The organism is Flavobacterium arcticum (assembly GCF_003344925.1).
GTDB lineage: Bacteria > Bacteroidota > Bacteroidia > Flavobacteriales > Flavobacteriaceae > Flavobacterium > Flavobacterium arcticum.
On record NZ_CP031188.1, the window covers coordinates 2,688,533 to 2,710,564 of the forward strand.

20 protein-coding genes are annotated in these 22,032 nt (G+C 33.1%); 11 read left to right on the forward strand and 9 right to left on the reverse strand.

Annotated features, from left to right (window positions below; translation table 11 throughout):
* The first annotated feature begins 2 nt into the window (after positions 1-2).
* Positions 3-887: a glycosyltransferase family 2 protein gene (locus DVK85_RS12135; RefSeq protein WP_114678693.1), complete on the forward strand. Its 885-nt coding sequence runs from the start codon at positions 3-5 to the stop codon at positions 885-887.
* Here DVK85_RS12135 and DVK85_RS12140 read toward each other — a convergent pair.
* From DVK85_RS12140 to DVK85_RS12150, 3 genes are read right to left on the reverse strand one after another with little or no spacing between them, the layout of a single operon-like run.
* On the reverse strand, positions 884-1,987 hold the full coding sequence (locus tag DVK85_RS12140) for a glycosyltransferase family 4 protein (protein ID WP_114678694.1): 1,104 nt from the start codon (positions 1,985-1,987) through the stop codon (positions 884-886). The two genes, DVK85_RS12135 and DVK85_RS12140, sit on opposite strands and share 4 nt — an antisense overlap.
* Positions 1,984-2,391, reverse strand: a complete 408-nt coding sequence (locus DVK85_RS12145; protein WP_114678695.1) for a sugar 3,4-ketoisomerase — start codon at positions 2,389-2,391, stop codon at positions 1,984-1,986. Before DVK85_RS12145 ends, DVK85_RS12140 begins: the two co-directional genes overlap by 4 nt.
* Positions 2,388-3,209, reverse strand: a complete 822-nt coding sequence (locus DVK85_RS12150; protein ID WP_127960590.1) for a glycosyltransferase family 2 protein — start codon at positions 3,207-3,209, stop codon at positions 2,388-2,390. Before DVK85_RS12150 ends, DVK85_RS12145 begins: the two co-directional genes overlap by 4 nt.
* Before the next feature lie 45 nt (positions 3,210-3,254).
* On the opposite strand from DVK85_RS12150, the gene DVK85_RS12155 reads away from it, so the two are divergent.
* Genes DVK85_RS12155 through DVK85_RS12165 form a run of 3 tightly spaced genes read left to right on the forward strand, consistent with a single transcriptional unit; the run spans position 3,255 to position 6,660 of the window.
* Positions 3,255-4,406: a glycosyltransferase family protein gene (locus tag DVK85_RS12155; RefSeq protein WP_114678697.1), complete on the forward strand. Its 1,152-nt coding sequence runs from the start codon at positions 3,255-3,257 to the stop codon at positions 4,404-4,406.
* A complete protein-coding gene (locus tag DVK85_RS12160) occupies positions 4,403-5,122 on the forward strand; it encodes a glycosyltransferase family 2 protein (protein ID WP_114678698.1) in 720 nt (239 codons plus the stop codon). Before DVK85_RS12155 ends, DVK85_RS12160 begins: the two co-directional genes overlap by 4 nt.
* Before the next feature lie 5 nt (positions 5,123-5,127).
* Positions 5,128-6,660 carry a hypothetical protein gene (locus tag DVK85_RS12165; RefSeq protein ID WP_114678699.1) on the forward strand — a complete coding sequence of 511 codons (1,533 nt, stop codon included), beginning with the start codon at positions 5,128-5,130 and terminating at the stop codon, positions 6,658-6,660.
* A 44-nt stretch (positions 6,661-6,704) separates the two neighbouring features.
* On the opposite strand, the gene DVK85_RS12170 is transcribed toward DVK85_RS12165, so the two are convergent.
* From DVK85_RS12170 to DVK85_RS12185, 4 genes are all read right to left on the reverse strand, one after another.
* Entirely contained in the window at positions 6,705-8,516 is a 1,812-nt protein-coding gene (locus DVK85_RS12170; protein ID WP_114678700.1) for a S8 family peptidase, read from the reverse strand.
* Between the two features lie 2 nt (positions 8,517-8,518).
* On the reverse strand, positions 8,519-9,448 hold the full coding sequence (locus DVK85_RS12175) for a hypothetical protein (RefSeq protein ID WP_114678701.1): 930 nt from the start codon (positions 9,446-9,448) through the stop codon (positions 8,519-8,521).
* A gap of 93 nt (positions 9,449-9,541) precedes the next feature.
* Positions 9,542-10,828, reverse strand: a complete 1,287-nt coding sequence (locus tag DVK85_RS12180; protein WP_114678702.1) for an O-antigen translocase — start codon at positions 10,826-10,828, stop codon at positions 9,542-9,544.
* A gap of 10 nt (positions 10,829-10,838) precedes the next feature.
* Positions 10,839-11,807, reverse strand: a complete 969-nt coding sequence (locus DVK85_RS12185; protein WP_114678703.1) for a GNAT family N-acetyltransferase — start codon at positions 11,805-11,807, stop codon at positions 10,839-10,841.
* A 156-nt stretch (positions 11,808-11,963) separates the two neighbouring features.
* Between DVK85_RS12185 and DVK85_RS12190 the strand changes: the two genes are divergently transcribed.
* Entirely contained in the window at positions 11,964-14,408 is a 2,445-nt protein-coding gene (locus DVK85_RS12190; RefSeq protein WP_114678704.1) for a T9SS type B sorting domain-containing protein, read from the forward strand.
* On the opposite strand, the gene DVK85_RS12195 is transcribed toward DVK85_RS12190, so the two are convergent.
* Both DVK85_RS12195 and DVK85_RS12200 read right to left on the reverse strand, forming a co-directional pair.
* Complete coding sequence (locus DVK85_RS12195; protein WP_114678705.1) at positions 14,409-15,011, reverse strand: trimeric intracellular cation channel family protein; 603 nt, start codon at positions 15,009-15,011, stop codon at positions 14,409-14,411.
* Positions 15,011-15,751: an RDD family protein gene (locus DVK85_RS12200; protein WP_114678706.1), complete on the reverse strand. Its 741-nt coding sequence runs from the start codon at positions 15,749-15,751 to the stop codon at positions 15,011-15,013. Before DVK85_RS12200 ends, DVK85_RS12195 begins: the two co-directional genes overlap by 1 nt.
* A 23-nt stretch (positions 15,752-15,774) precedes the next feature.
* Here DVK85_RS12200 and DVK85_RS12205 point away from each other — a divergent pair, with 23 nt between their 5' ends.
* Genes DVK85_RS12205 through DVK85_RS12230 form a run of 6 tightly spaced genes read left to right on the forward strand, consistent with a single transcriptional unit; the run spans position 15,775 to position 22,025 of the window.
* Positions 15,775-16,755, forward strand: coding sequence for a stage II sporulation protein M (locus DVK85_RS12205; protein ID WP_114678707.1), 981 nt, complete (start codon positions 15,775-15,777; stop codon positions 16,753-16,755).
* Positions 16,739-17,686: a hypothetical protein gene (locus DVK85_RS12210; protein WP_114678708.1), complete on the forward strand. Its 948-nt coding sequence runs from the start codon at positions 16,739-16,741 to the stop codon at positions 17,684-17,686. The genes DVK85_RS12205 and DVK85_RS12210 overlap by 17 nt, the downstream gene beginning before the upstream one ends.
* On the forward strand, positions 17,679-18,425 hold the full coding sequence (locus DVK85_RS12215) for a DUF4129 domain-containing protein (protein WP_114678709.1): 747 nt from the start codon (positions 17,679-17,681) through the stop codon (positions 18,423-18,425). Before DVK85_RS12210 ends, DVK85_RS12215 begins: the two co-directional genes overlap by 8 nt.
* 2 nt (positions 18,426-18,427) lie before the next feature.
* Positions 18,428-19,615, forward strand: coding sequence for a DUF4350 domain-containing protein (locus DVK85_RS12220; protein WP_114678710.1), 1,188 nt, complete (start codon positions 18,428-18,430; stop codon positions 19,613-19,615).
* Complete coding sequence (locus DVK85_RS12225) at positions 19,612-20,694, forward strand: AAA family ATPase (protein WP_114678711.1); 1,083 nt, start codon at positions 19,612-19,614, stop codon at positions 20,692-20,694. The genes DVK85_RS12220 and DVK85_RS12225 overlap by 4 nt, the downstream gene beginning before the upstream one ends.
* Positions 20,694-22,025: a DUF58 domain-containing protein gene (locus DVK85_RS12230; protein WP_114678712.1), complete on the forward strand. Its 1,332-nt coding sequence runs from the start codon at positions 20,694-20,696 to the stop codon at positions 22,023-22,025. Before DVK85_RS12225 ends, DVK85_RS12230 begins: the two co-directional genes overlap by 1 nt.
* The last annotated feature ends 7 nt before the right edge of the window (positions 22,026-22,032 follow it).

Here is a 22,032-nt window from a genome sequence, read left to right on the forward strand (position 1 = left end):
TAATGCTATCTATACTTATACCTACCTATAACTATAATGTACTACCCATGGTAGAGCAACTGCATAGGCAAGCCGATAGTTTAGGTATAATATATGAAATAATAATATTTGATGATGCCTCACCAGATGCAGTCGCGAAAGCTGAAAATGAAAAAATAAACAGTTTAGCATATTGCAAGTATGAAGTATTACCTAAAAATATTGGTCGTAGTGCCATACGTAACCTATTGGCAAAAACAGCAAAATTTGATTGGTTGCTTTTTCTGGATGCCGACACTATACCTGCCACCGATTGTTTAATAAAAAATTATCTTCCTCACCTAAATGGTACCGATAAAATTGTATATGGGGGTATAAAGTATCAGGAAGATAAACCAAAAGCAGATAAATTACTACGCTGGGAGTATGGTAACGAACGTGAAGCTATACCTGCCGAGGATAGAAACAAAACCCCTTACCTAAGCCTGCTAACACTAAATTTTGCTGTAAAAAAATCAATTTTTGATAAAGTGAAATTTAATGAAACTATACCAAATTTAAGACATGAGGACACATTGTTTTCCTATGACTTAAAGCAGGAAAATGTTGTTGTAGAACACATCGACAATAACGTATATCACTTAGGACTTGATACGAGTACTATATTCATTGAAAAATCAAAAGAAGCTGTAGTAGGTTTAAAATATCTTTTAGATAATAAGCTATTAGAAAAAGACTATATACGAATAGCTAAAGTGTATTATACTCTTAAAAAATGGAGATTAAATGGAGTAGCTGCCTATTTATATACAGTTTCAAAAAACACGTTAAAAAAGAACTTTACAAGCACACACCCTTCTATGTTTTTATTTGACATATACAGGCTATGTTATCTCTGTACACTTTAATTTTTCACCAGACTTTTAAAGAGGTTATCCCACTTTTCCATAATAGGCTCAATAGCAAAATTTTTTGCTTTTTGTTTTGCATTCCTGCCTATTTCCTTACGAAGCTCCTCATCTTCAATGAGTTTCCCCACTGCTGACACAAAGGCTTTAACATCACCATCTTTAATTAAGAAACCATCTTTTCCATTTGTTATAATGTCTTTCGGTCCTACAGGACAATCAAATGCAACAGAAGGCACACCACAAGCAGCAGCTTCTAATAGTACCATTCCAAAGCCTTCATAGCGCGAAGCCATCAAACATCCGGAAGCATTGCGATATACCGATTCAATATCAGCTACAGGGTTATAAAAATTAATCCCTGTTGTGATACCTTGCTTTTTTGCCATGCTCATAATATCATAGGCAGAATTACTACTTCCGTAAATATCAAGTTGCCAGTCCGGATACTTCTCAACAATACGCTTCCATATTACAAAAAGCCTGTCATATCCTTTCTGATAATCATGACGCCCTATAGAGATCAATCTTTTACTTTGTAAATCAGCAGATTTATCTGTTATAAGCCATAAAGGATTAGGGATTACTTCTACGTTTTTGCTCTCCCACTCTTGTGCACCATCTGTTGTTACTGCTATAAACTTATGATAACGCTTGGCACAAAAGTCCATAAAAATTGACTTTATATTATCTTTAAAAAGGCTTGCTAATCTAGACTTATCGGGCTTTTCCTTTTTATATTTTGTGACATGACGTTCGTAAACAAGAGGTAACTTTCTTTTTATTATAAATGGCAGTAAGAAACTTTTAAGCCCGTTATCGCACATTATAACAACATCAGGAGTGATTTCTGTTACAGCTTCATTAATGAGTTTCTTATATGATATATAATAAGACAATGTATTACTCTTTATAGGAGCTATAGTATGAAGTTTTATTCCTTCATGTATTTTATAATGAATTGGGACATCTACAGGATTCGTAATAAGTATATGTATATCATAACTATAATGTTCAGCCAAATATCCTGATTTAAGCAGAAGTATTCGCTCCATACCACCTGCACCGCTAATATTTGTTATAATATAGAGTAATTTCATTTTTTTGATTCTAGGAAAGCATCAAAATCTCTTATATAATCAGCTTCTTTAAAAACATCTGAAGCAATAACTAGACAAACTGCCCCCGATGAAAAATTTTTAAGCTCTCGCCAAATACCTGGCACTATTAAAAGTCCACTTCTAGCAGTATTAAGATTAAAAACAACCTCATCATTACCGTCGTGTAATATTACATCAAAACTTCCGCTTACAGCAATTAAAAACTGTTTCAGGTTTTTATGTGCATGTCCGCCACGTTCTGCCCCTCCTGGAATATCATAAAGGTAATACACTCTTTTAATATCAAAAGGTATAGTATCACCCTCAATTACTGACAGGTTCCCTCTTGGGTCTTCTACACGTGGGAGTTCTATTAATTTTATTTCTTGTATTGTGGTCTTCATTTAATATTTAAAAAATCTTTTCGTCCATCAATAGCAGCTCGTATTGCTTTATGAACTTGGTTTATTTTAATTTTATGTTGTTTCAACTCAAATAGTATTTTCAAAAATACCCATAATAAGTAGTTTCCAGCATAAAGTGCAGTAAAAAGTGCTCCTTGAACGTAATACTTATTGCTCAAATCTATTTTTGTATGAGTTGTATCATTTTCATGAGTTACTATAACCTTGGGTTCCATAACTATTTTTAGCTTATTTTTATAAAGCCTATCAATAAATATAGCCTCCTCTCCCATCTCAAATTTTGCCCCTAGCCCAAACATTTCGTTAAAACGAATATTATATTTATCGATTACTGGCTTATTAAGTACCATTTCTATCGACATGATATTTAAACGATCTGTAGCCTTTAAGTCTATTTTTCTATGCTCTGGGTATTTTTTATACAACTTACCCAACTTAGTTTCTACCCTAAAGCTTATCAAAGCTGCATCAGGTTCTGCATTAAATGTATTAAGTATATTCTTTTCAAAATCTTCTTTAAACTCAACATCATCATCTACTATAACGCATAATTTACTATCCACATTGTCTAATGCTAAATTTCTGCTTTTAGAAAGTCCTTTTTCAAATACATTTATAATCTTTACTGTAATATAATTAGAGATAATAATATTATCAGGAGTAGTTTGATTAACAATCAAGATATTGAAATCAGAATAATGGGTAAACGGAAACATTGGGATTAAAAAATCAGTACTGTTTCTATTCATGGTGGCTACGAGTAGCGTTATATCCGATTTTTTAAATTCGACTTGCAAAATGTTTATATATTTACACAAATATAAAAATTTACCTGCTTCCGAATGAAAATACTTTTAGTTGGCGAATATAGTAGACTACACAACTCACTAAAAGAAGGGCTTATTGTACTAGGTCATGAGGTAACCATTATTGGGTCTGGCGACGATTTTAAAAAATATAATGTTGACCATACTATTTTCCCAAAATATTTTAAAAAAAATAGTATTGCTCAGTTTGTAAAAAAAGTCACATACAGAATTACAGGTATTAATCTCGAAATGACTGAACAAGGTATACGCTTTTATAAACTACTTCCTATACTTAAAGACTACGACCATGTACAACTAATTAACTCAGATGCATTAGAAACACATCCTTGGTTAGCTAAAAAATTATACAAAAAACTACTTGAACAAAATAAGAAAGTGAGTCTTTTAATATGTGGAGATGATACTCCTGTAATGGACTATAACTTAAAAAATGAATTGAAATACTCTGTATTATCGCCTTATCTTGAAGATAGAAAATTAAAAAATCTGTTTCAATATTCTCTTAAGTATACTACTAACAGTTATAGAAAACTATTTAAGTGGGTTGAAGGGCACTCTAATGTATTAATAACATCTGACCTTGATTATGAAATACCTATGCAGCGCATGGGCTATACAACTCATTTTATACCAAACCCAATAAACACCGATAAAATTAAACACAACCAAAGCAATTCTAAAAAAAAGGATAAGATTATTATATTTCTAGGAATTAACCGATTGAGTTATATTAAAAAGGGAATTAATTTTTTTGAAGAAGCACTAGAAGTAATTAAAGATAAATACAATGACAAAGTAGAAATAGTAGTCACCGAGAATGTACCTTATGCCGAGTATATCCAACTATATGACCGTGCTGATATACTACTCGACCAAGTATATGGTTATGATCAAGGATATAATGCACTAGAGGCTATGGCAAAAGGCAAGGTAGTATTTACAGGTGCAGAAACTGAATTCATTGAACACTATACTTTAACTAAGCCCGTTGCTATTAATGCACTACCAAACACGCAGACCATAGTAAAAGAGCTATCTTACCTGATTGAAAACCCGACAGAAATTACTGAAATTAGCAAAAGAGCGCGCATATTTATTGAAAATGAGCATAATTATATTAAAATTGCACAAAAATATCTCGACACTTGGAAAAAGAGTACATGAAAAAAATTTCTATAATAATACCAGCTTATAATGAAGCTGCTACCATACATCTTATTTTAAATAAAATAAAAGAGGTTATACTACTAAATAATCTTAGTAAAGAAATAATTTTAGTAAATGATAGCTCTACAGATGCCACCGAAGAACGCATTGCTGAATATATTGTTGCAAACCCTGAAATGGGAATAACATATATAAAGCATGATGAAAACAAAGGTAAAGGAGCTGCGTTAAGTACTGGTATAAAAAATGCTACAGGAGATATTGTTGTTATTCAGGATGCCGATCTTGAGTATGATCCTGAAGAATATAATATATTACTAAAACCAATACTTGAAGGGCATGCTGATGTGGTATATGGCTCACGGTTTATGGGAGGAAAACCGCACCGTATTCTTTTCTTTTGGCACACCATAGGCAATCACTTTCTCACTTTTACATCAAATATGTTTACAAATCTAAACCTTACTGACATGGAAACATGTTACAAAATGTTTAGAAGTGAGATTATTAAAAACATAAACTTACGCGAAAACAGGTTTGGATTTGAGCCCGAAGTTACTGCCAAAATAAGCCGCATAAAAGGAATTAGAATATATGAAGTAGGTATATCTTACTACGGGCGCACCTATGCAGAAGGTAAAAAAATCAACTGGAAAGATGGATTTAGAGCACTATACTGTATTATGAAATATGGATTTTTCAAATTAAAATAAATATTTTGCAACAGCTAGAAAAATATATCCCAAAACTATTATTTATTACCATTATAATAGTAACGTTAACTAAACTTAGCCTCATAGGCGAAGGGTTTATGGCATTTCCTGATGAATCGCGCTACATCCCTTCTGGAGAAGTACTAGAGAGCCTTGCTCATTTCGATATTAAAGGGGCTGCTGCTAACCTTAATGCTACACAAGGTAGACCTGGTGAAACATTCATTAAAATAATACCTTCGGCAGTTCAATATACTTCTGCTGAGCTTTTAGGTATGGAAACCTACGAAAGCGCGAACTCTTACCCCTTATTTCTTTTCAACTTTATCATTTACTGCCTCCTACTAATATTGCTATACAAAATAGCTATATTGCTGTTAAAAGATAGGGTTTTAGCTTTATTTAGCGTATTACTATACTGTTGTCTTATTAACAGCTATATTTATATGCGACACACCTTGCCTTATGATTGTAGTTTATTGATAATGGGGTTTGCTTTACTACAGGTATTAAAAGCAACTATAAATAATGATTTCGATGTGAAAAAGATGCTCTTCTTAGGGTTTACAGCATTCTTTGGCTATGTAATATATCCTGGTTATGTACTCTTATTTGGGCTTGTATTTATTATATTGATGATAAATAGACTTACGAAAGAAAACTTATTATCTCGTATCAAGTATGCAGTATTTTATGGAATAGGCAGTGTTATTTGTTTATTACTCTTTGAAGTTATTGCACGTATTGGTAACACATCCTACATACAAGACTCTATTACATTGTCTAAAACTATAACACAAGGTGATTTTAAAGAAAGTTTTAGCTTCCTGTTTAAGTACCTATATCATGTAGAGTATATAAATGGTATCTTACTTATCATTGGGCTAATTGTATTTATTAGTACCTTACTTTATAATATTTTTAAACGCAAAGCACTAACAAGCATTCATAAGCTTTTTATAGTAACTGCGCTATTATTCCTGTTGTATGCAAGCGCTGGTTATTTCTTTCATAAAATGATATGGTATGGTAGGTTACTACATCAATTCATATTTATACTAACACTAATCACAGCATATTCTTTTGGTTATTTATCACAAAATATAAAGTACAAAAACTTAGTTATTAGCTGTATATCGTGCATCGCTATGATGACTTTTACTTTAAATATTATAGAATATAAAAGCTATGCTTACCCTAAAGATATTGTATGGAAAATTGAAAATACAACATCTTACAATGATTTGATAGAAGTATGTGAGCATGATGATAGCTGGAGTATTATGGCTTATATAAATTCTAAGCATAAACCAGTAGTAACGGCTGATAATATTGTTTTGATAAATGGCTGCTATTTTTATCCATTAGAACATATTGAGTCATATAATCCTTTTATAGCTAATGATAATGAAAAACTAATTTTGGTTAAACCACATTTTATAAACTATAAAGCATACCAATATGAAGGATATAATATAATTGAAAGACAAAATATTGACTCTCTTAAGCTAAAAATTAAAGTATATACTACTAAATAAAAAAGTCGGCATTATGCCGACTTTTTTATTTAGCTAATGGTAACTTATTGTTTTATAAATTTAATTGTTTCAGTATAGCCATCTGTCGATAACTTAACAATATACATCCCTGCTGAAAGGTTAGGTATCGAAACATTGAAATTAACTGTTTTCTCAGCACCTCTATAAACTACTTTTCCATAAATATCATATACCTCAACCTGAAGGCTGTTATTAATAACATTGGCAAAAGTAATTTCAAACGTACCGTTGTTAGGATTAGGATAGAGTTTAGATACAGCTACTCTTTCATTTACCTCATTGTTATTAAGCATTTTTTTGCTCATACGAGGTGATGTGGTAGGAACATTACACTCTTCACCTATAGTAGAGTCTATTTGTAAATCAATAAACCCAGTAACAGAAGTATAATCTCCACTCAAAATTTCAATATTGCTCTTAGCTTTAAAGTCAAAAGTAGCATCATCTGACACTAAATTATTGGTCATCTTAATTTCATACGGAGCTGTCTTAAGCACATAATACCATCGGTTTGTAATACAACCCTCAACATTTACAGTACCAAATGTAGCATTCATTTCTTTAGCCATTAGTACCGCCTTATCTGACCTGAGCCTACCAGCTCCTATACGTCCTGTATAAGGTAGGTTTTCAGTTATTAAATCGTTTTTGTAAGATGTTAACTTTAATATACTCTCTATCTCTTCTGGAAAAAGACAAGGGTTTACAGAAAACATTAACCCGATTGTACCTGTAACAAGTGGAGCTGCTACAGATGTGCCCGAAGCATAACCATAATTAGCTATATTAGCTGAGGAAACAGATGCAATATTCCTCCCAGGAGCAGATAAATCTACATTTACATTATGAGTTGCATTAAATGGTGGAGTTTCATCTAGATGAATATCTTTCCAAAAACGCTGTTCAATACTCATATCTCCTATTTCATATTGATGTCCTATGTTAGTAATAGATATTACATGATTATAAGACGCTGGGTAATGGTCTATATCAGGCCCTAAAGAACAGGAAAATTGTCCGTTACCCGCAGCAGCTACTAATACTACTCCATAGTCCTCCCATACTTCATTAATAACTTCCTGACCGTATGTAGACGGTGTACCTGTAGTACAGCTACCCCAACTCATATTAACTACTCTTCCTCCATTTTGCGCAATAGACAGAAGTCCGGCATAGCCCCCTGCAGAGAGTATTTCCGAATTATAACCAATAGATGCTATACCAATACCATTATTTGTCCCTGCTGCTGCAACAAGCCCTACTAAAGTACCATGACCCGCATATGTGCCACTAATACCACTACCTCCTGTAGGGCTGGACACTTTGCCAATAATATCTTCCTGTTGAAAATTCATCGATTCGGCAATTCCAATAGTTACTCCTGTACCATCGGTAATATCCCAAGCAGCAGGTGCTCCTATAAAAGGAAGTTCTGGCTGAGTTATAAGAGCTCCTCCAATAGTACCATAATCATTCGGAATAAAAAGCGGGGTCTCTTCGGGAGCTTCTTCTATTCCTGAAAATATATGTGAATATTGTTTTTGTAATATAGCTATTAATCTTTCCTCACATTTAATTTTATACAAATTAATTAGTAGTTCTCTTCGGGTTCCCGGAAATGCATATTCAAAATTTGTAATATTAAATTGACCGAAAATATTGGTCAATTCTTTATTTTTAAAAATTAATTTGACTCCGTTACCTGTATCAATTACTTCAGGTACTGCTTGTTTGTCTAATATCTGTACATAATAGTCATACACATAATTATTGTTCGACTGGGCAAAACAAACAACACTAAGTAATAATGAAAAAGTTATAATTATACTCTTCATAATTACTGCTTATTAATTTGGCTTTTTAATTCCTGTACCTGCTTATTAAGCTCAATTGTATATAAAGTTAGTTCTTCAATTTTTTGCAAAAGCAGTTTATTCATTTCTCCAAGCTCAATACCATTTTTCTCTACTTCGGCAGCAGAAGGTATGTCAATAAGATGTCCTTTTTCACTTATATATTTTTCTACTTCTTGCAATGTTGGCAGTTTGTAGCCCTCTTCAAAAACATAATCAGCCCAAGTGGTATATACTTTTACTCTATGAGCGCGAACATTCCCGTTAACGGATAATTTATAAACATCTGTACCGTCAGTAAATGATGTAGTACCTATACCCAAAAATGAATTTTCTTTAGGCAAGGATAAAGTAATATTATTACTACCGTCATCAGTTAAAGTAAAATTAACCTGCTGAGAACTATCATATATATTCATATATGATCCTGCAGAATTATCTGCCCAGAATCTATATCTAGACATGAAGTTTCGGTCTTGTACTGTTAAAAAAACTGCACCATTTGGAAGCACGTTTGATTTGGGATAGTCATAAAACCCAAATGTTCTACTTCCTCTTTCTGAATTTAATAATGCTCCACCAGCAATTACTCTAGATTTACTATGCATCTCATCCCAAGAAGCAAACGTTGCTGTTTGAGTTGGAGTAGGGAAATTTCCTTGAAAAACTCCTATATTTCCCTTAATGTTACCAATAACATCTAGTTTTTCTGATGGATTTGTGGTGTTTACCCCTACATTTCCATTTGAACCTGTAACAAAAAGACCACCTGTTAAAGGCTGAAAGTAAAGATTGTACCCTCCCATCCTAATAGTTCTGTTAGAAGTTAAACTACCATTAGTATTATAAATGTTTTGTGCACAAAGAACACCTGTACCGGCAAGCAGCATTGCTGCAATGAAAGCTTTTTTCATGATTAATAATTTTTCAGTTAGATAATATTACTAAGCTAATGAAAAACTATAAACGACTTTCATTTTACCATAAAAATCCGACAAAAACCTAAATTAAGCGGTTCTACTAAACAATTTCTTTCTAAAATAATAGACAAGTACTAACAGGTAAACAAAATAAGTAATCGCATGCCCCATGACAGCGCCCTCACTACCATATAGTTTTATTAAATAATGACTAGAGAAGTATAAAATGACATAAGACATTACATCGGTAATAATAAATTCTTTTGTCATTTTTTTTGCAAAAAATTCATAGCCTAATATAAACGCACACACTTTAAAAAAATCGCCTACTAGTTGCCATAAAAACAAATTAGTCATAGGTGAGAAGTCTTCATTAAAAAGTAGTCGTACTATAAAGTTTTTGAGAACAAAAATAAGTACCAGCCCTAATCCAAAAACAGGTACTATTGTTTTATAATAGCTCCAAAAAACACGACCCGTTTCCTTATCTGTTTTTGCAGATGATAGTTTAGGAAAAAAGTAAACGGTTAACAACGTTGATACAAACATTAGATAAAAAAAAGAAATACGGTTTATAGCTTCCCAAAAACCTGCCTCATTCCCGCTATAATTATCTATAAGGTGTGTGCGTATAGATATTGCCACAACAGGACCTATAGCGGTTGTAACAAGACTCATTAAGCTATAAGAAGATAAACCTCTTAATATACTTTTATCAAAATTTTTAATACTGAGAAAAGAAAAGCTACCTAACTGTTTCCTTAGCAAGAAAAACGAAATAAAAAACATAAGAGAAGGAGATATAACTAGCCCTAATAAAGCTCCAGAAACTCTTAATTGCCATATCAATACTGCCGATAGGAGTACCCCTGTAATATTTCCCCAAATATTTATTTTTATAACTTCTTTATAACGACTTAGCCCGTTGAGTATACTTACAAAAATAATATTACCAATATACCATGGTAATGCTAATATCATAACTCTAAATATCCAGTTATACTCATGTTCTTTACCAAAAAAAAGCTCGCTTAAATAGCCTGCAAAAAACAGTAATAACAAACTCAAAACAATAATTGTAGCAAAAACGCTATAAAAAACAGTTGTTATTACACGCTCTTTTTTCTTATTGTCATTTTCATTTTCAGCAATATATTTAATAATTCCATTTTCAAAACCAAGTGTCCCAAACACTTCTACTTGGCGTATAAAGTTTCTGAAATTACCTACCAATGCTAATCCAGAAGGACCTATAAAAACAGCTATCATTTTTGATGCTAGCAATCCTCCGGCAATCTTTATCAATACACTAAAAGTATTGAGTGAAGAAACCTTAAAAATAGGATTATTAAGTATCGATTTTATAAACTTCAATAGTAGTTTTTTAAATTAAGACATCGTCCAACAAATGAAAATTAGCAGTATCTACTTCATAAAAATCTTGAATTATAATACGTGCACCAAAACTCTCTTTCCAAAACATTAATCCTTCATTTAGTTTTCTACCCTGCTGTTCTGTAGATGGACCAAAATCAAAATAACTGTAATTAGAAAAGGTATCTATAAGAAAACTATAAAGGTAATCTAAACTACCTAAGGCATTTTTATCTTCTTGCCCAGATATATATTGTGGGTGTGCAACAATATCAGTTAAAAAAATAGTTGTACCCGCAACAATTTTATTCTCTTGATAAACATTAAAATGTCTTATTTTATCAGGAAATTTTTGATGTAAATAATTTATCTCAGCCGCAGTATGTACTGGTTTTGTATTATGCTTATTTTTAATATTAGGAATTAAAATTTCATTCCAAAAAAGTCCAAAGTTAGGCTCTTCTATTATTATAAGCTCATTTTTAGTCCCTCGTCTTATTGCTCCTTTTCTAGATCTAGTAATTGGCAATAGATTACTCCTATCAATCACCGAAAGTCCATCCCTTCGTGTTAGTTTTGCATTGAGCAAAAATATCACATACTCCTGTTCTTGTGCTGGTACCTTATGGTATATAATAGGTACAGGCTTTATATGTAATGTTTTAATGTCATTATCATTTAAAAACTGTAATAACTCCCTATATATATTAATAACCCCAGTAAGTTTCATTTTGTTGCCATATACCAAACCACCATAAGTAAGCCCTTTATGAGAGTGTACAACATCCCCCTCTCTATTAGCAGGGAATATCGCTACGAGTTTTTCTTTTTCAAATATCATAAGCGAAAAATCTTCAAATCGGTCGCTATGGTATTCCATAAAATCACGATGAAATAAAAAGGTTCCGTTTTTAGAATTTGTTATAAATTCATTCCATAAACTATAATGCGATATATTGTATTGCTCTATCTTGTACATAGAAAATAAAGGATTTCTGATGCGTAAAAGTATAAATATTTTATGAAGGAACTTGCTTGTTTTATTTAAACACAAATGTTTAATACATATTGTTTTTGCTTAAAAAATTTGGTATTACTAAATATTTGCTAATTTTAAAGAAAAAAGCTAATTGCCGTGAACCAAAAATTATCCTACCTAATTTTATTACTCTTAATAGTCTTTTCAGGATATACTCAAGATATAGCACTGTATGAGCAATTTAACGGAAGATACGATTTTACTTTTGTAGGCAATACTTTAAATCCTGCCGAGAATAACCCTACCGCTGCCTGCAATATTTATACAACATCATCTGCTAATTTAAATCTTGACTCTAATGATAGCGTTGTTGCAGCTTATTTATATTGGGCAGGTTCTGGTACAGGCGATTTTGATATAGAATTAAACGGTACGCCTGTTACTGCCGAACGCGACTTCCCGTTAAGTGCCTTAAATACCGATGGGTTAACAAGAAATTATTTTAGTGCCTTTGCCGATGTTACAGCACAAGTACAAACTACTGGAAATGGTGTTTATACCGTATCTGAACTCGATCTAACAGCAGTAATACAAGACCCGTTATACTGTAATATTAAAACCAATTTTGGAGGGTGGGCAATTATTGTTTTTTATTACAATCCAAACTTGCCGCTTAATCAGGTTAATTTATATGATGGCTTAGAGTATGTACCCCCTTTTATCAATGTTATCCTGCCAAGTCTTAATGTAATAGATAATGAAGGGGCTAAAATAGGATTTCTTGCTTGGGAAGGAGATGCTTCTCTTGCTGTTACCGAAACTTTAAGTATTAATGGTACCCCATTAAGTAATGATCTCAACCCTGTTAATAACGCTTTTAATGGTACTAATACCGTCACAGGGTCTAGCACTATGTACAACATGGATCTTGATATATATGATATACAAGATAATATAGCAATAGGCGATGCTACTGCCGAAATCACACTACAATCAGGGCAAGATTTTGTGATGGTAAATGCTATTGTTACTAAACTAAACAGCCAACTACCCGATGCTACTATTGAAATTAATACTATTACACAAGAATGTAACTCAGGCTCAATATCGCTCGATTATACTGTTTATAATGTAAATAGCACCGAGTTTTTGCCCGCAGGCACACCTATAGCCTTTTATATTAATGGTGATTTTGTAGCAGGAACAACAACAATGGGAGATATACCCATTGGTGACAACGAAAGTGGCATTATCATTATAAACATTCCTGCAGGAACACCTATAGACTATGAAATATTGGTGGTAGTAGATGATGTAGGCGATGGCACAGGTGGTATAGTGACCGAAACCGATGAAACTAATAATAGCGTTATTATTAACGAAACTCAGCATGTATCGCCCCCATTACAACAACCTGAAGATATAACGGTTTGTGAAACCGACAATGGTACTAATATCGGTGTTTTTGATTTTTCGGAATATATCGAGTCGTTAAAAAATAATACGACAGATATAGTAACTTTCCATACTTCTCTAACGGATGCAATTGATAATGTAGATGCAATTGACAATCCTGAAAATTATACTTCTAATGGTATGAATCCGCAAACCATATATGTTCGCTTAGAAAACGAAAATGGTTGCTTTACTACTGGTGAATTTAATCTTATAGCCATAGATTGTTTATTCCCCGATGGTACAGTTTCGCTAGGCGATATTGGGAAATCGTGCAACTCTAGAGTTATAACAGTACAATATACCATCAATAACTTTAATAGTTTTGACGTGTTACCTTCTGGCACACCTATCTCTATTTATGCTAATGGAGAATTTTTAGACTATACCGAAACTTTGCTCGATATTGCTATAGGCGGCATTGAAAGCGGTAGTATTACCCTTACTATACCTGATGACGTACCGCTAGACTTCGAACTTTCATTTGTAGTAGATGATATAGGTAACGGTACAGGAATAGTAACTGAAATAGATGAAACCAACAATAATACACTTATACCTTTATCGCTTATAGTATCGACTGATTTACATGAAGTTGCCAGTGTTATAGTTTGTGATGAAGGGTTTGGTATAGGTACATTTGATTTTTCTGACTATGAAGAATCGCTAAAAAACATACCAACCGATATGGTATATTTTTACACAACAGCAACAGATGCTAACCAAGACAGTAACCGCATTTACAACACTACTACATTTGTAAGCACGAGCAATCCGCAAGAAATTTTTGTACGGGTAGATAACGGCATCTGTTACAACACCACTTCATTTTTACTGTACACTAAAAAATGTCCGCCTACGACATTTAACTATGTAACGCCTAATAACGACGGGTATAATGACACCTTTTTTGTAGAGGGATTGCGAAATATATTCTTGAATTTTAAAATGAGTATATACAACCGTTGGGGCAGCTTAGTATGGACAGGCAACCATAGCAAGGAAGACTGGAATGGTATTGCTAACGTAGAGAAAATAGGTCCTGAAGGTAATACTGTGCCTGTAGGTACTTATTATTTTGTATTGGAACTTAATGACCCTGATTATCCTGAACCTATTGTGGGATGGGTTTATGTGAGTAAATAATTATTTCCTCTCTAGCGAAGGCAACGATAATTTATAATATACTGCCAGCAATCTGGCAATTATTATAACAGCAGGAGTAAGTAAATACACTATGTTTATTGGTAAGTTTAGCTCTAGAAGCGCAAAAAAAACTGTACCTCCTAATATGCAAATAGTAGCATATACTTCTTTCCTGAATATAACAGGTATATCATTACACAATATATCCCGTATTACTCCACCAAAACAAGCCGTCATAGTACCTAGTGCAATACATATAATTGGGTGCAGGTTAGTATCAAGTCCTTTTTCTAAACCTATAAGGGTAAACACACCAAGCCCAATGGTATCGAATAAAAATAAGGATTTACGCAGCTTTTCGAGTTTTTTACGAAATATAACTGCTAAAATAAAACTTGCTATTATAGTATATACATAATTAAGATCGAGCATCCAGCCCACAGGGGTTCGCCCTATAAGTACATCACGAAGTGTACCCCCTCCTACTGCCGTTACAAAAGCAATAACAAAAACCCCAAAGGGATCCATTTTTTTATTCATTGCGGTAAGTACCCCCGATATAGCAAAAGCTAGTGTCCCTAAAAGATCAAGCAAGTAAAACATTACATTTTTTGGGTATAATAGTTATAATCATTCAATATCGTTTCTATAAAAGCAGTTGCATTTGCCGATATTGATTTTATACCTGTAACTGACTCTACTTTATCTTGTAGTTTCTGAATCATCGTCCAGTCAGTAGTACGCAGGCTAGTTTCATAAGTTTCTTTAATAATCCTTACATCATTATCACTTAGTTTTATGACTAATGGGTATACAGGTATATATCTGTCATCTAGTTCGCGTAATATGGTATGGTTTATATTGATATTATTCTTTAGGCTAATAACAGCCGTACCCGCAGCCATATCGCCCAGCCGTTGGGTTTTCTTACTTACTAGCATTGCTATTACCCCAATAAAAGCAAACATACCTGTAACCTCAATTATTCTAAATATCCATCGAATAAGATAATCGCCAAAACCCGCCTGATAGCCGTCTATCTTTATTACCTTTATTTTCATTACACGCTTACCCAACGTTTGCCCTTCCATAAGACTTTCCATTACCAGCGCATAAAACATAACAGGTAAAAAAAATATTCCGTAAACGGTATTTTCAGACCATCCGTCTAAACCCGATAAATAATCATTGAACCCCGTAATATCAAAAACAAGTAAAATAATAATATAATAGGCTATCCAGATAACCAAATCGAGTAAATATGCCAATATGCGCTCACCCAATGATGCCGCATTAAAATTTATATTCACATTTTGTGTAGTAGTTATAGATAGTTCTGACATATTTTATATTTTAGCTCCTAATTATGAGGGAAGTTGCTTTTATTAAACAAAATAAAGAAAAATGGCTTGAATTTGAGCAGGCTATTTTCGGTAAATCTAAAAAAAATCCTGATGAGTTAGCTAATCTCTACATTCATTTGGTTAACGATCTCTCCTACGCACAAAGTTACTACCCTAAAAGCAAGACGGTTACCTACTTAAATCATCTCGCTTCTATTACTTATCAAAAGATATATAAAACCAAAAGAGAAGAAACTAATAGGATAGTTTATTTTTTTAAAACCGAAGCTCCGCTTATTGTTTATCAAAACAGGCGATATGTACTGTATGCTTTTATACTTTTCTTTTTGTTTGTAGGTATTGGGGCAATCTCTGCTGCTAACGATGGCTCTTTTGTACGCCTTATTATGGGCGATTATTATGTAAACATGACACTAGAGAATATAGAAAACGGTAACCCTGTGGCTGTATATAAAAGTGGGAGTAACTGGGGTAGCGCCTTTGTCATTACACTAAATAATCTTAAAGTAGGTCTTCTTTCTTTTGCATCAGGCATATTTGCAGGGTTTGGTACTGGCTTTGTATTATTAAAAAACTGTATTATGCTGGGGTCTTTTCAATACTTTTTTTATGAACAAGGTGTCTTTTGGGAAAGTGTAAGAGGAATATGGATACACGGTGCTATGGAAATTTTTGCCATAGTTATAGAAGCTGCTGCAGGTTTTGTACTAGGTGCATCAATACTGTTCCCAAAAACATATTCGCGAGTGGCTTCGCTTAAAATAGGTTTTAAAAACGGACTAAAAATAGTACTTAGCACTATGCCATTCACCTTTGCGGCTGGTATGCTAGAAGGCTTTGTTACCCGCTACTCTCCAGATATGCCTCGTATACTTAATATTTTTATTATCCTGTTTACTTTATCGCTTATATCTTGGTATTTCTTGATATACCCATTTGTTGTAAACAAAAAAATTAATAAAGCGAATGTTTCAACTTTATAAAAAAAGAAACTTTAACGACCTTATCAACGATACCTTTATCTTTTTTAGACTAATGGGTAAAAATTTTTTTGGTAACTATATTAAAATTGTAGGAGGTTTTTTATTAGTCTTGCTTTTACTTGTATATCTAGTAGGAAATGTTTTTTTTGAGAATATGTTTGGGGGTATGCAAAACTACGAACAGCAACAAATGCTCTCCAAGTATTTTGATGATAATGTGGTTTACTTTATTATTGCAGGTGGTTTTTGTGCTTTACTAATACTTTTTATATCGGCAATTACTTATGCTTTTCCTATAGTTTATTTAAAACTAATGGAAAATAATAATAATAATAATAACGCTCCAAAAACAACTGACATTATAAAAGGGTTGAAAAAAAGTATAGGTAAGCTTATTGTTTTTTTACTATTATCAACCATAACTTTTTTACCTATAGGCTTATTATTAGGAAGTTTATGTGTATTACTAATGGTAATATTAATAGGTTTCCCTATAGCAATTGTAATATTTGCAGCACTTAGTTGTTGGATATCATTATCACTTTACGATTATCTTAATAATGATAATGGCTATTTTACAGCTATGAAAAATGGAATCAATATTATGTTTTCAAAATTTTGGGTGCATATCGGTACTACAGCTATTTTTTATATTATAGCCTATGTTATACAAGGGGCTATATTTTTATTATTCTATACAATAGGCGGAGCCATAACCATGATGAATATAGAACCTGGTAATAATCAAGATACATTTTCGACATTAGGCATATTAATGTTACTTAGCCTTATAATATCTACCTTAGTTGCTTACTTTCTAAATAATTTAATCATGATAAGCCAAGGCGTTATTTATTATAGCGGTAGAGAGGCAAACGAAAATAATTCGCTACAAGCAGATATCGATTTAATAGGAACAGACTTTGAATAAAATAGCCATATATCTGCTACTCTTAGCAACGCCTATACTCTATGCCAACCCTGTAGTACAAACTACCGTAGGCACGGAAGTAATAGCTGTTACACCTGTGACAGACACAACATTTGTATATGCACAACGCGAATTTAAAGAGAACTTTAGAGATAATTATACCGACGACGATTTTCAATATGAAACCAAAACACAGGCAAAAAATGCTTGGGATCGTTTTTGGGAAGCAGTCTGGAACTTTTTACGAGATCTTTTCGGAGGAGGAAACAAGTCAGAAGGCTCTGGAATAGGGTCATTTTTAACTTATTTAGTAGCTGGTGCAGTAGTTATATTTGCTGTATATATGATAGTGCGTGCTATATTAGACAAGGAAAGTGTATGGATATTTGGAAAATCACGTAAAAAAATTGCTATACAGGATATTGACGGAGAAGACATACACCAAATGGATTTCCCCATACTAATAGAAGAAACTGTACAACAAGGCAATTATAGGCTTGCGATACGCTACTATTATTTATGGTTGCTTAAAGAGCTCTCTGAGCGCGAAATTATACAATGGCATTATGATAAAACCAACTCTGACTACGCCTACGAAATAAAGAAAGAAAGCCTTAAAAAACAGTTTGAATACCTCTCTTATGTTTATGATTATAGTTGGTATGGCGAATTTCCAATAAACGAAAGTGCTTTTACAAAAGTACGAATGGCTTTTCGTGAAACCTTAAATACGCTATAGTAATGAACAAACAACTCACCCTATATATCGTATTACTTGTTGTCTTAATAGGAGCAATAATAGCTATTGATGCTGCTAAACCAAAACCTATAGACTGGACTCCTAGTTATAAAATAAAAGACAAAAAACCTTTAGGACTTTATGTGTTTGATAAAGAAATAGACGCATTATTTGAAGGGCAGGAAGTAGAAAAATTCAACATAACGCCCTATGAATTTCTTGACACAAATTATGATTATGACGTTAAAGATTATACTGCAAAAGGTACATTTATAAACATTAGCGAAAAGAATGAAATTGACGAAGAATCGATAGCAGAGCTAATGTACTATGCCGAGTATGGAAATACGGTTTTCATGAGTATGAAATCGTTTCCGCAAGTGTTACTAGATACACTAAAAGTAACGACTGAAACAAGCTATTACTTTAAAGATTCACTTAGCGTATATATCGCTAAATCAACTTCAAAACCTACAAAATACTATTTTGACGAAGGAGTTGGTTTCACCCACTTCTCTAGTATCGACACACTTACTACAACCGTTTTAGGTTATCAAGAATACTTTGATAAAAAACAAGCTAACTATATACGCGTTCCCTATGGCAACGGTAGTTTCTTACTGCATACACAACCTGCAACATTTAGTAATTTTTACTTGCTTAAAGATAATTATTATGAGTATACCCAAAGTGTACTATCTTATATACCAGAGGATAACATTTACTGGAATACTGGCTATAATGAGCGTCTTTCAGGATCATCATTACGATACTTGCTAAGTCAGCCTGGGTTTAAATCGGCATATTATATAGGGTTAATAGCCATATTAATTTTTATGATATTTAATGCCAAACGAAAACAGCGTATTGTACCAGAAATACCCCCCGTTAGAAATACCACAGTAGATTTTGCAAAAACGATAGGTAACCTCTATTATCAAGAAGGTAACCATCATACTATAATCGAAAAGAAAATTATTTATTTTCTAGAAAAAATGCGGACAGATTATCTTATAGAAACCCACACTCTGGACGAGGCATTTATCGAAAAAACGCACCTAAAAACAGGCAAACCCGTTGAGGATATTGAAAAAGCAGTACATTTAATCAAAAAATATAGGCATCAGTTTGAAAGCACTGAAGCAGAAGTAATAGCCATAAATAAAGCAATCGAAAAACTACGATTATGACAGAATTTGAAAACAATAATTCGGAAAACACTAACCCAGAAGGGCAAAATACGGAGCATATAAATATAGATTCAACTAGTCCCGTAACTAACGAACAGGAAAGTGATAACCTCAACTTTCAGTCACGGTTAGATCTCGAAGCATTGCAAAATAGTATTGTGGCAATAAAACAAGAGATAAACTCGGTAATTGTAGGACAACATAAAATGATCGATCAGCTTTTAGTAGCAATACTTGCCAATGGGCATGTATTACTAGAAGGTGTACCGGGTGTGGCAAAAACCATTACTGCGAAGTTACTTTCTAAAACATTATCGCTCGATTTTAGCAGAATACAATTTACACCAGATCTTATGCCTTCGGATATCTTAGGTACATCGGTATTTGATATGTCTAAATCTACTTTCGATTTTAAAAAAGGACCTATATTCTCTAATTTTATATTAATTGATGAGATTAACCGTGCTCCTGCCAAAACACAAGCTGCATTGTTTGAGGTAATGGAGGAACGCCAAATAACCGTAGAAGGTGCAACCTATCAAATGGAAGCTCCTTTTTTAACCATTGCCACACAAAACCCTATAGAACAAGAAGGTACATACCGACTACCCGAAGCACAACTTGATCGTTTTTTATTCAAAATTACTATCGATTATCCTAACCTTGAAGAGGAAGTAGCTATACTACAAAGAGAGAATGTACTACAAGACAAAAACAAACTTCAAGATATAAAAGCTATATTTTCGCAACAAGATATAATTAAATATCAAGCATTAGTAAAACAAATTGTTATAGAGCCTCAGCTACTTGAGTATATCGCTAAGATTGTAACTAACACGCGCGAAAATGTATTTTTATATTTAGGCGCATCACCTCGTGCTTCTATCGCGATACTAAATGCAGCAAAAGGTTATGCAGCATTAAGAGGTAGAGACTTTGTAACCCCAGAGGATATTAAAGACGCTGCCATACCTGTATTACAACACCGTGTAGTGGTAGCGCCAGAACGTGAAATGGAAGGAGTTGCAAGCCCAGAAATAATAAAGCAAATAATTGATACTGTAGAAATACCTCGTTAATGAAGTTTTTTAAGAGCATATATCTCAACAATTTCTTTTTCTATGTGGTTTCGGGCATTATAGCAGGATTTATTATGGCTTATTTTTTTCCTGTGCTATATAACGCAATGTGGCTATTAGTATATATATATTTAGCCTTTGTGTTTATAGATATATTGCTACTTTTTGTTAGTAACCAAAAATTAAAAGCATCAAGAGAAACGGTCGAAAAATTTTCTAACGGCGACAATAATAGCGTTACAATAAAAATAGAAAACAGCTATTCTTTTGCAATTAATGTAAAGGTTATAGATGAAATACCTATACAATTTCAAATACGTGACTTTAATATAAAGCGAAAAATAAAAGCAAATAGTAACGACAATTTTCAGTACACCTTGCGTCCTTTAGAGCGTGGTGAGTATTACTTTGGTAGGCTCAATATATATGTTGCCTCTCCCCTGCACTTAGTTTCTCGTAGGTTTATTTCTGGCGAAGGGGAAATGGTACCTACCTACCCATCCTACATACAGCTACGCAAGTATGACCTTATTGCTTTTTCTAACCAATTATTTCAGTATGGACTGAAAAAAATAAGGAAATTGGGGCATACTATGGAGTTTGAACAAATTAAAGAATATGTATCGGGCGATGACATACGTACCATAAACTGGAAGGCTACCGCCAAGAAAAACCAATTGATGGTAAACCAGTTTCAGGATGAGAAATCGCAAAGCGTATATATGGCTATAGATAAAGGTAGGGTTATGAAAATGCCGTTTGAAGGACTTAGCTTACTAGATTATGCTATAAACGCTACTTTAGTACTTAGTAATGTTATCTTAAAAAAACAGGACAAAGCAGGAATGTTTGCTTTTTCTAAAAAGATAGAGAACCGTGTGGCTGCCGAAAGGCGTACTTCGCAAATGCAGCGAATACTGGAAAACCTATACAATATTAAAACTGACTTTTTTGAGAGCGATTATAGCAGGCTGTATGCTGATATTAAGAAGAATATCACGCAACGAAGCTTAATATTACTATATACCAATTTTGAAACATTAGACGGACTTAACAGACAATTACCATACCTGAAAGGAATAGCCAAAAGTCACTTACTGGTAGTCGTGTTTTTTGAAAACACAGAACTTGAGGAACTTATCAATAAAAAAGCTGATAATATACAAGAAGTATATGACCAAGTGATTGCAGAAAAATTTGCCTTTGAAAAAAGACTTATCGTAAATGAGCTAAAAAAATATGGCATATATTCGGTATTAACCAAGCCCGAGAACCTGACTATAGACAGTATTAACAAATATCTCGAAATTAAAGCAAGAGGAATACTCTAAATTTATA

What these genes read in the sequence shown, in the direction of transcription:
- DVK85_RS12135 (WP_114678693.1), top strand. Translation starts at nt 3, where the DNA reads ATGCTATCTATACTTATACCTACCTATAACTATAATGTACTACCCATG.
- DVK85_RS12140 (WP_114678694.1), bottom strand. Translation starts at nt 1,987, where the DNA reads ATGAAATTACTCTATATTATAACAAATATTAGCGGTGCAGGTGGTATG.
- DVK85_RS12145 (WP_114678695.1), bottom strand. Translation starts at nt 2,391, where the DNA reads ATGAAGACCACAATACAAGAAATAAAATTAATAGAACTCCCACGTGTA.
- DVK85_RS12155 (WP_114678697.1), top strand. Translation starts at nt 3,255, where the DNA reads ATGAAAATACTTTTAGTTGGCGAATATAGTAGACTACACAACTCACTA.
- DVK85_RS12160 (WP_114678698.1), top strand. Translation starts at nt 4,403, where the DNA reads ATGAAAAAAATTTCTATAATAATACCAGCTTATAATGAAGCTGCTACC.
- DVK85_RS12170 (WP_114678700.1), bottom strand. Translation starts at nt 8,516, where the DNA reads ATGAAGAGTATAATTATAACTTTTTCATTATTACTTAGTGTTGTTTGT.
- DVK85_RS12175 (WP_114678701.1), bottom strand. Translation starts at nt 9,448, where the DNA reads ATGAAAAAAGCTTTCATTGCAGCAATGCTGCTTGCCGGTACAGGTGTT.
- DVK85_RS12185 (WP_114678703.1), bottom strand. Translation starts at nt 11,807, where the DNA reads ATGTACAAGATAGAGCAATACAATATATCGCATTATAGTTTATGGAAT.
- DVK85_RS12195 (WP_114678705.1), bottom strand. Translation starts at nt 15,011, where the DNA reads ATGTTTTACTTGCTTGATCTTTTAGGGACACTAGCTTTTGCTATATCG.
- DVK85_RS12200 (WP_114678706.1), bottom strand. Translation starts at nt 15,751, where the DNA reads ATGTCAGAACTATCTATAACTACTACACAAAATGTGAATATAAATTTT.
- DVK85_RS12205 (WP_114678707.1), top strand. Translation starts at nt 15,775, where the DNA reads ATGAGGGAAGTTGCTTTTATTAAACAAAATAAAGAAAAATGGCTTGAA.
- DVK85_RS12210 (WP_114678708.1), top strand. Translation starts at nt 16,739, where the DNA reads ATGTTTCAACTTTATAAAAAAAGAAACTTTAACGACCTTATCAACGAT.
- DVK85_RS12220 (WP_114678710.1), top strand. Translation starts at nt 18,428, where the DNA reads ATGAACAAACAACTCACCCTATATATCGTATTACTTGTTGTCTTAATA.
- DVK85_RS12225 (WP_114678711.1), top strand. Translation starts at nt 19,612, where the DNA reads ATGACAGAATTTGAAAACAATAATTCGGAAAACACTAACCCAGAAGGG.
- DVK85_RS12230 (WP_114678712.1), top strand. Translation starts at nt 20,694, where the DNA reads ATGAAGTTTTTTAAGAGCATATATCTCAACAATTTCTTTTTCTATGTG.